7 protein-coding genes and 1 pseudogene are annotated in these 9,131 nt (G+C 54.5%); 7 read left to right on the top strand and 1 reads right to left on the bottom strand.

The window, feature by feature from the left end; genetic code table 11:
- Positions 1-205: 205 nt before the first annotated feature.
- Entirely contained in the window at positions 206-892 is a 687-nt protein-coding gene (locus tag GD1_RS24340; protein WP_083534218.1) for a TetR/AcrR family transcriptional regulator, read from the bottom strand.
- Between the two features lie 733 nt (positions 893-1,625).
- On the opposite strand from GD1_RS24340, the gene GD1_RS24335 reads away from it, so the two are divergent.
- The 7 genes and pseudogenes from GD1_RS24335 to wzy all read left to right on the top strand — a co-directional run bounded on the left by GD1_RS24335 (position 1,626) and on the right by wzy (position 9,091).
- Positions 1,626-3,071, top strand: coding sequence for a sugar transferase (locus GD1_RS24335; RefSeq protein ID WP_244882738.1), 1,446 nt, complete (start codon positions 1,626-1,628; stop codon positions 3,069-3,071).
- Between the two features lie 72 nt (positions 3,072-3,143).
- Positions 3,144-3,686: pseudogene (locus GD1_RS25775) on the top strand (glycosyltransferase); the annotation flags it as partial.
- Positions 3,687-3,692: 6 nt separating this feature from the next.
- A complete protein-coding gene (locus tag GD1_RS25460) occupies positions 3,693-4,265 on the top strand; it encodes a glycosyltransferase (protein WP_059037777.1) in 573 nt (190 codons plus the stop codon).
- Between the two features lie 134 nt (positions 4,266-4,399).
- On the top strand, positions 4,400-5,293 hold the full coding sequence (locus GD1_RS24325; RefSeq protein WP_083534214.1) for a glycosyltransferase family 4 protein: 894 nt from the start codon (positions 4,400-4,402) through the stop codon (positions 5,291-5,293).
- Entirely contained in the window at positions 5,290-6,549 is a 1,260-nt protein-coding gene (locus GD1_RS25030) for an MATE family efflux transporter (protein WP_162128867.1), read from the top strand. The genes GD1_RS24325 and GD1_RS25030 overlap by 4 nt, the downstream gene beginning before the upstream one ends.
- On the top strand, positions 6,546-7,565 hold the full coding sequence (locus tag GD1_RS24320; RefSeq protein ID WP_162128868.1) for a polysaccharide pyruvyl transferase family protein: 1,020 nt from the start codon (positions 6,546-6,548) through the stop codon (positions 7,563-7,565). The genes GD1_RS25030 and GD1_RS24320 overlap by 4 nt, the downstream gene beginning before the upstream one ends.
- 278 nt (positions 7,566-7,843) lie before the next feature.
- Entirely contained in the window at positions 7,844-9,091 is a 1,248-nt protein-coding gene (gene wzy / locus GD1_RS24765; RefSeq protein WP_162128869.1) for an O-antigen polysaccharide polymerase Wzy, read from the top strand.
- The last annotated feature ends 40 nt before the right edge of the window (positions 9,092-9,131 follow it).

Raw genomic sequence — 9,131 nt, 5'->3', positions numbered from 1 at the left:
TAGCATACCCGATAGTCAATCGACTACCCAAAGGTAGACTACAATTGCGAATTGTGAGTAAGTGCGAATTGTGTGGCAAATCGGCGAATGCGACAAGAAAACCCTCAGGGGTGCGAGCCGAGCAAGATGCTTGATATGACCGCTTGGAACATGCGGTCCTATCCACTGGTCGATATGACGGCGATCAGAGCGTGTGAAGCCGCCCCTAGAAGGGCGGTTTCGCTGGATCACCGCGGCTGTAGCTGCACGATTGACAACCCACGTCAGGGTGAAGTAGCTTTCTGCGTGGATTCAGCCCTTCTTTGAGATCACAGATCTCTGCTCGTTCCGAATTCAGAGTTGTGATAATCATTCCGTCGATAAGCGCTCTTACGTAAACGGCGAGACCTGCCATCTCGGCGCTTGCGGGAGCTTGTACTGTCGGAGTTGTGCCAGCGTTGATACCGAGCGACTGCAGCTGAGAGGAGATAAGGAACCACGTCGCCCGCCAGAGTCCGACGGCATCCGCTTCGGCGAAGCCCAAACCGCGCGCACTAGCGATGAAGGGTTCCGCGACGAGGATGGGCGGTGCTCCAGCCTGGGTGCTGGCACGTAACACGTCTGGTATCCAGCTGTTGGTTGCTAGGGCTTGGTACACGTCTAGAGCGTGGCTGACCAGCTCATCACGCGGAGACTCGGGTGCGCTGGTCCACGCGATCTGCTCCGCAACCTCTGCCACGATCAAGTTCAACAACACTGCCTTATTGGGCACATAGTAGTAGAGCGTCATGGGGCGGACGTTGAGCGCGGCTGCAAGCGCCCGCATACTAAGTGCAGACGCGCCACCGGTGTTCGCCAGATTGACCGCGCAGGCGATGATCTGTGATCTACGCGCGGACAAGGGACTTGACACGGATGTACCACCGTTTCGTCATTTCATAAAAGCTCTATAGTGGCAACCCGTGCAGATTGCGCAGTTGTTCATCGCGGTCCGCGATCTGAGCAGTCGTTGTGTAGCAGCTCTGAATCAATTGATCCGGTCAGTACTGTGATCTCCGACACGTTCTGTTGTTATGGTTTACGAAAGTTTCCAGTCGATCAACGATAATAACGACGCAAGGGTGATCTTGATGTAGTCCGGTCGGACGAATCTGGCGTGAGGTGAGTATGGCATGGGGTTCCCTAAGTGTTCACTTTCATTCACCGAGTGTGTGGTTCCTCTGTAGGTTGAGCATTGCGAGTCGGTGGGACGGTTGAGCAGAAAACTTGTCGTGCAACATAACTCAGCGTCGCCGAGATGGGTTCCGGTTGGGCCTACCTGGGCGTAGACCACGGAGTGGGCGTCATCTGAATCGATTGATTTAGATACTCCGGATTGCCTGTTCGCGTGCTGAGCCTTATCTTTTTCGTACACGTGCGAGACGTGTGGAGCTCGTCAAAATCGAACGATCAACCAGCCCACGGGCTGCGGGTTGCAGAACTTCGGTTCCGGCAGGCCGCCAGGAATGAAAGGTGCCGCCGCCGATGCCGCAGGGTGATCGACCGCTTCGTACTGTATGGGGGCAGACGTGACAGCAGAAGGTGGTTTCGACTTCGGGCCAGCCGGGGCCGAGTCGCGAGGATGGTCAGTCGATACTGACCGGCGTGTGGACTCCAAGCGTCGGCCTTGGGTCGATGCATACCTCCGCAAGGTCGCGTGTAGCGATGTCGTCATAATTGCGCTCTCGCTAGTAATCGCCCAGTTCGTGAGATTTGGGTCGCCGGGGTTGATGGCGCCGCATGGACCGTTCGGTATTCCTGCGCTCCTGGTGTGCCTCACGCTCGGCGTCGTATGGGCAGTCGCACTGCGTCTGGTTCGAACCTATGATTCGCGGATCGTCGGCGCAGGTGCGCAGGAGTACAGCCGAATCGTGACAGCAAGTGTATGGGTCTTCGGAGGGCTGGCGATCCTGGATCTGTTGTTCCATCTGAACATCGCACGCGGCTTCTTGGCTGTTGCGCTGCCCGTCGGCACCCTTGGCCTACTGACATGTCACCGCTTCTGGAGGCATCAACTCCACCGGCGCCGCGTACGTGGAAGCCACCTAGACGACCTTCTCATCGTAGGAAGCTCGGAATCAGCGCTTCCACTTGCCAAGCGCGTACTTAAGGACCCGTCACTCGGCTACCGGGTTGTGGGCCTTTGCACGCCACCCGGCCGGCCCAGTGCGCCGGCGAGCATCGCAGTTGCCGGACATATCGTCCCTGTGATCAACGATGTAGACGCCGTTAGCGTTGCCGTGAGGCAGAGTTGTGCGACAGCTGTTGCCGTGAGCTCGACAGACGAGTTTGGGTACGAGGCGCTCCGGGAACTGTCGTGGGAGCTGGAAACCGACAATATCGATCTGATGGTTTCCCCGGGAGTAGTGGACGTGACTGGCCCACGAATGCTCGTTCGCCAGGTAGATGGACTTCCTCTTCTTCACATAGACAAGCCCAGATACGGAGCGGCGCAGAGCTTGCTCAAGTCCACTCTCGACTATGCCCTCGCTACGACCGTGTTGATCATCCTTACGCCAGTGATGATCGTAACTGCATTGGCCATCAAATCCCATGACGGTGGGCCGGTATTCTTTCGGCATTTGCGTGTGGGGAAGGACGGCCAGACATTCCGAGTTTGGAAGTTCCGGTCAATGGCCACGGACGCTGACAAGCGTATTGGTGAAGCGCGAGAAAAGGCGCCGAGCTCAAGTTCAGTATTCTACAAGTCTGAACATGACCCGCGGATAACTCCGATAGGACGTTTCATACGAAAGACCAGTATCGACGAACTGCCGCAGCTATTCAACGTTCTCGCACGGCAGATGAGCATTGTTGGCCCCCGTCCTCTGGTACCTGGGGAGGGATCTGAGATACCAAACTTCGTGGAGCGAAGGCTACTCGTGAAACCTGGGATAACCGGACTATGGCAGGTATCTGGCCGCTCCAATCTTGCCGAGGAAGACCGCATTCGGCTCGACCTTGTTTATGTTGAGAACTGGACAATGGTCCAGGACCTAGTGATTCTCTGGCGCACAGTTAAAGCTGTGATAGCCAAAGACGGTGCGTACTAGGACCTAGTGGGTCCAGTAGCCAGCAACTGCCGAAACTCAGATCTTGAACAAGAAAAGCGATGGACTCTACGAATGACTAGCTCTTCCACCTATATTGTGCATGAGTGGATCGAAGGGGTGGGTGGAGCAGAGAAGGTACTCAACGAGTTTGCGCGCATGTTTCCAAATTCCGATATTCGATGCTTGTGGAATAGTGCGCCCGGGCAGCATGTCGAACTGGACAGGCGGACGACACCAAGCGTGATCGGACGGATTGGACTGCGCAATAAGGCTCTAACGCTACCTTTCATGTCTCCCGTGTGGAGGACAATGAAGTTAGACTCGGCGGACTGGATATTGGTGAGTAGTCATCTATTCGCTCATCATATTGCCGCAAGTCGGCCAGATATTCCCACGTTCGTATATGCACATACGCCAGCCCGATATATATGGTATCCCGAACTTGACACTCGGTCCGCTAGGGTTCCCCTAGTTAGACCACTTCTTAAGACCCTACGCGAGTACGATCGCTATTGTGTCACCAAGGGGAATGCCAAGTATGCGGCAAACAGTCGATATGTGCGTGACAGAATATCGGCCTGTTGGAATGTTGAATCTGACGTAATCTATCCTCCTGTCGAAGTGGACAAGATTATCGGCGTTCGTGACTGGACAAACGAGGTTACCGGGACCGAGCAGGGCATCCTAGACAATCTACCCGAGACGTTTGTGCTCGGCGCTTCTCGATTTGTGCCGTATAAGAGACTCGACCTAGTGATCGAGGCAGCTGCACGCGTGGGTGTCGATGTCGTTCTGGCTGGGTCTGGCCCCGATCGACTCAAACTCGAGCAGATCGCAGAGCGTGCTGGCACACGGTGTCTCTTCGTTGACCGTCCGTCAGATTCCCTACTGTATGCACTGTACCAACGTGCCGAGGCGTACGTGTTCCCAGCGATCGAAGACTTTGGGATCATGCCGGTCGAGGCGATGGCGGCTGGAGCGCCGGTGATCACTGGCAGCCTGGGTGGCGCGACGGAGTCCGTAATAGACAAGAAAACCGGAGTCCATCTAGCGGAATGGGACCAATCTAGCTTTGACAGCGCTCTGCGTCTTTGCAGTCAGTTGAAGGGAGAAGCACCGAGGTTGCGGGCAGCAGAATTCTCCAATCTGCGGTTCGAAGAGAGGATCAAAACGTGGATGCACAGCGTGTTGTAGTGAATGGATACTTCCGTAGTCAGCAAGTCACGGGGCAACAACGCTATGCCCGTGAAGTCGCCGACCGATTAGTGACCCGCCCAGGTTTTCGGGAGATCGGTTCGAAGTCGGAATCGAGCAAGTACGCAGACTGGATGGCTGTGCAGCTCCTTCCTTTCCGAAGTGACGGCAGCGTCGTCCTCTCTCTGACATCTAGGGCACCATATGTCGGAAGTCGCCGCGTCTGTGTAGTACATGACCTCTTCCCAATAACTCACCCTGAGTGGTATTCCGCTACGTACGCTTCGGTTCACGCGAATCTTCTCCGTAGAAATATTGCGACAGCAGAGAAGCTGGTTGTGGTCAGTCCGGTTGTTGCAGATGAGATAGCCGAACTATCTGGCCGGCGATGCGAGGATATCGTGGTGGCTCCCAATGCGCCTAGCTCCATCTTTTGTGAAGAAAAGATCAGTTCAAAGTTTGATCTTCGCAAAAGATTCGAGATACCTCCTGAAAACTACACGGTCCTGGCGGTAGGTTCGCTCGAACCTAGGAAGAATCTTGAAAGGCTGATACGCGCCGTATCAATGATTAACGATACGGGCATCAACCCCACCACTCTCTTGCTTGTCGGTTCTTCGGCATCAATCTTCGCCCCCGTTGGAGATCTGGGTGCTCTCAATAACGTCGTGTTTGCGGGCCGCGTAACAGACCAAGAGTTGGCTTCTTTGTATAGCGAGGTTGACCTTGTCGCGTTCCCGAGCTTAGCCGAGGGTTTCGGTCTTCCCGCTGTCGAAGCACTGGCATGTGGAGCACGTCTTGCGGTCTCGGATATTCCAGTCTTCCGATGGATTTGCGGGGATCATGCGCAGTACTTTGATCCGTACGATGAAGAGTCCATAGCGGCAACGATATCTATGGATCTAGTTCGAGGCTCTAGCGTGCCAGACGCTGAGCGGATGCGGGATAGTCCTCGACATATACTAGCCGAGTTCGACTGGGATAGAACTGCTGAGCTGATATCGACGGTTTGCCTAGGACTCCGATGACAGTCCGGCAGAACGTCGCCAATCAGGAGAAGCATCAGGAGAAGCTTGGGGCTAGAAAAGCCCCTGCAGTCCTGCGGAGTATTGCCAGGCTTTCTTCACCTACGCTCTCGGCGATCTTGAGTCGGATGTCGCAGTTCTTGATCTTGTTTAGTCTAACGGCAATCTCCGACGCAAATGACCGCAGCTCTGCAGTGGTGGCATTTGGGCTGATTAGCGCCGTCGGGATAATGGCGGACACCGGCGCGGCCAACTATCTGTTGACCCGCACTCTCGATGAGGCTACGCAAAAGACATTCATTCGGGTGGTTGGTGTGCAAGCTGTTTCCTCTCTAGTCGGGGCTGTCGGCTGTATTGCGTACGCATCTGCCGTCGTTCACCTATCCCACACCACGATTTCTGTAATAGTGGCGCTGTCTTGTGTACAGGTGTTTGAGGCTGTGGGTAAAGCTGCGCGGGCGCCATATCTGGTTCTTCACCAACCGGTCCGGTATGTGGTCCCGGAGGTTCTTATTGCGATAGTGAAAGCGTTCTGTGCAGGTTATGTACTGTTGGTTGGCGCATCAGCGCTACCGTACTGGCTGTTGGCCGTCTTCTCCGCGATGGTGATCGGTATTGTCGCCATACGAACCAAGAAGCTGCTAGTGAGCACGGGACCCGAACGCTCGAGGGTAACCGAGTTGCGGGACGTGCTCCGCTTTGGACTATCTGGAGCAACGAGTGCAGTATATTCACAAGTTCCGCTCTTGATCGCTCCACTTGTAATGCCAGTTGGTGAGGCAGCAATTGTAGCCTTCGTGCTCCGAATAATTCAGCCTCCTGAAGTTGTTCCTGCAACGATTTCCGCGCAGCTACTTCCTAGGCTGCGTGACGCAACCAGTCGAACGACTATCCTAACCTGGTGGGGATTCTTAGCAATCGGGCTTGTTACGGCAGTGTCGATTGGCTCAGTTAGTGGTTGGGTAACCGAGATATTCTTTGATTCACCGGTCAGTCTATTCGTACTGATTGCATTCTTGATGTCTATGGTCATAAAATCTGGAAACTACGGGTTGGTCGCTGTCGTTCTTGCTCTTCGGCGTCCTAACGCTAGGTCGATATGCAACATTGGTATTGGGGCCATTGCGGTTTTGGGCGCATGGTATGGCGGTACCTCGGCTGGCGCACGAGGGATCGGGGTCTCGATGCTCCTATGCGAGGCTTTGCTATCGGCCTGCCTTCTCCTAATAGTTCTTGTTCCAAGGCGGGTGCACAAATGAAGATTGCGATTATATCTGCTGATCGAACTGTGGATGGCGGGTACCCGCAGAACATCGGTGATGCATTTCTTACCGATCGGCTTGCGCTTCAATTGGCGAAGCTGGGCCATTCGGTTGTGGTACTGGACCTGGGGCCTTGTAGGTTGGGCGAAGTCCGAAGGGCGCGGTTGGTGCCGTTTATTCGCGAATTGCGATCATCGGATCTTCTGATTGTCGGCGGTGGCACATTATTGCAGGATGACCAGGTGGATACTCTATTCTCGGGGCTTCCACGCTTGTGCATTTTTGCACGGCTACTGGGCCTAATCTCACGAACGCGAACCTCCTTTTGGGGTGTCGGTGCGGAGGAGATCGAAAGAAGGCGCGCCGTTCTCGCGCTCAGGCTATCTCAAGTGGGATCATGGATCTGGGTACGCGATGAACGATCGCGGGAGATTGTTCGGGGTCAACTGAACGCGAAGCAAGTCCGTATATCTAGGGACGCCTGTCTATTGGGCGGAGCTATTTCCATCGGTAGTGAAGATCGGTTTGGCGGCGCAATTGTGGCGCTATCGTCGGCGGAAGCTGGAGATCTCAGAAGAGCCGATGTCCAGCATCTTCGCGAATTATATGGGAGTGTTTCCTTCATTTCTATGGACCAATGCGGTGCGGGGTCGGATCTGGACGCGATGGAAAAGGACGTCGTCGGCGAGTTCGATCAAGTGTATATTGGAATTGGATGGGATGAGTGCCTCACTATTATCGGTAGTTCCCGGATTCTACTCGCATCTAGAATGCATGCACTGTACATGGGACTACTCACGCATTCCGATTTACTGGCAGTAGGAGAACGTCCGAAGGTGCGACAGTTTTGCGTTCAGTACGAAGTCTCGTGCAATGCCGGTGTGCCCGAGGCTTTAGCGCACCTTGTAGATCGTGGTGCTGATTCAAACAAGCAATCACGTGAGAGAATGACACGCGATATTGAAGAGGCTTCTATCGCGTTGGCTGAGATGTTGGCTGGAGTGGCGAAGTGACTTCAGCCGGCCGATATCCAAGGATTCCTGCGATTATTGGCATGGGCTGCCTCGGGCTGCTAGTCGGATTCCTATCCAGTCTCTCGATTTCTGGGCTTCTTGCTTTGGCAATTTTGGCCGGATCAATTATGATTGTTTGTGTTAGTGTGGTAGCTATCGAGTTTCGGCTGTATGGAGATATACTAACGGCGGCAGGATTGGCGGCGGTTGCTGCGTGTGCATTTTTCGTAGTGCGACCCGTCGGTGTATTGCTAGAGGGTAGTACTACGGCTGGTGCTATGGCCGACTCCCGTTACTTGTCTGCGTCTTTGTCTGACGCGTTGACTAACTCTCTGCATCAGGCGTTGCTGTTTCTTGTGGCGTGCTTCGGTGTCTATTGGCTCTTGACTGCTAATAGGGGCGGCGACGGAATTCGTGAGCGGGTCAAACGCCGCTCGGCGGTACGCGGTCCGGTATGGACTCCGTCTGCCGATGTGACTAGATGGGCAGTGGTGGTAGCGTCGGCAGTTGCGCTTATCTGCGTGGTGGTTCTCGTATCTCGCGCCGGTGGGATTGGTGGGTATTTTGGCCAGATTGCCAATCGGAGCAGCTATCTGCGTGGCTCAAACTACCTGGTTTATTCATACCTGCCGCTCCTGGCTTCATGCGTAGTGCACATTCTTTCGAGGCGCAGGGAATCTCTTGCACCAGGACTCATTGCCTATGTCGGCGTTTCGTGCCTTTTTATTGTTACATTCGTTAGCGGCGGCCGGGGGCCGTTAATATTTGGTGGTCTTATCCCTATGTTGCTCGTCTTCCAGACGGGTAAGCGGCCGCTATCTATTGGTAAGCTGGTCGGTGTTCTGGCAATAGGTGCCGTTGGTGCAATGGCCTACTCTGTCAAGTTTCGTGAGAGCCAGTTCGCCACTGGAGATCAGTTGGGTGGTGGTGCAAGTATCTCGCCATCGTATCTATTTGAGCGGTTTATGGCCGGTACTGAACTTCGGCCAGTCGATAGCCTGATTAGACTAAATGAAGCAAACAGCGTTGGACAGCTCGATTTTCAGAACGGTTCAACGTACGCTGCGAGCTTGGCGTGGTTCGTTCCTCGTGCGGCCTGGGCATCGAAGCCTGGTGGTGGTGCAAACACCTGGTTTACTCAGCGTTATCTTCCTCGATTTTACGGTAGTGAACGTGTGGAAACGAGTATCTCTGCTGTTGGCGAGGCATTTGCGAACTTCTCGTGGTTGGGCGTGATAGTTGCGGGGATGGCCTTTGGTTTGGCTCTGTTCGGGCTTCGTCGGTCTCTGGTTCGTAGCGACCGGGTTTTTCAATCTTCGATCGTTATCGTGTGTACGCCGTATGTGGTGTCGTTGATGCGAGGAGACCTCTATCAGAATCTTGGTCAAGTTGTGGTGTTGATTTGTATTGTTGCCGCACTGTGTTGGATTGGGGACGTGCGATCGAAGGCCGATCGAGTTTTGGAAACGAAGTCTGTTGGTATTGTTCGGGGATCGTTCGGGACTTCTGAACCGGTCATGAGATAGTCGCAGTGGCCGCGGCACGTGGCATCTATTGTTTCGAAAT

The sequence above is a fragment of the Gordonia desulfuricans NBRC 100010 genome, assembly GCF_001485495.1.
Classification (GTDB): Bacteria; Actinomycetota; Actinomycetes; order Mycobacteriales; family Mycobacteriaceae; genus Gordonia; species Gordonia desulfuricans.
This window is presented reverse-complemented; position numbering and strand designations above follow the sequence as displayed.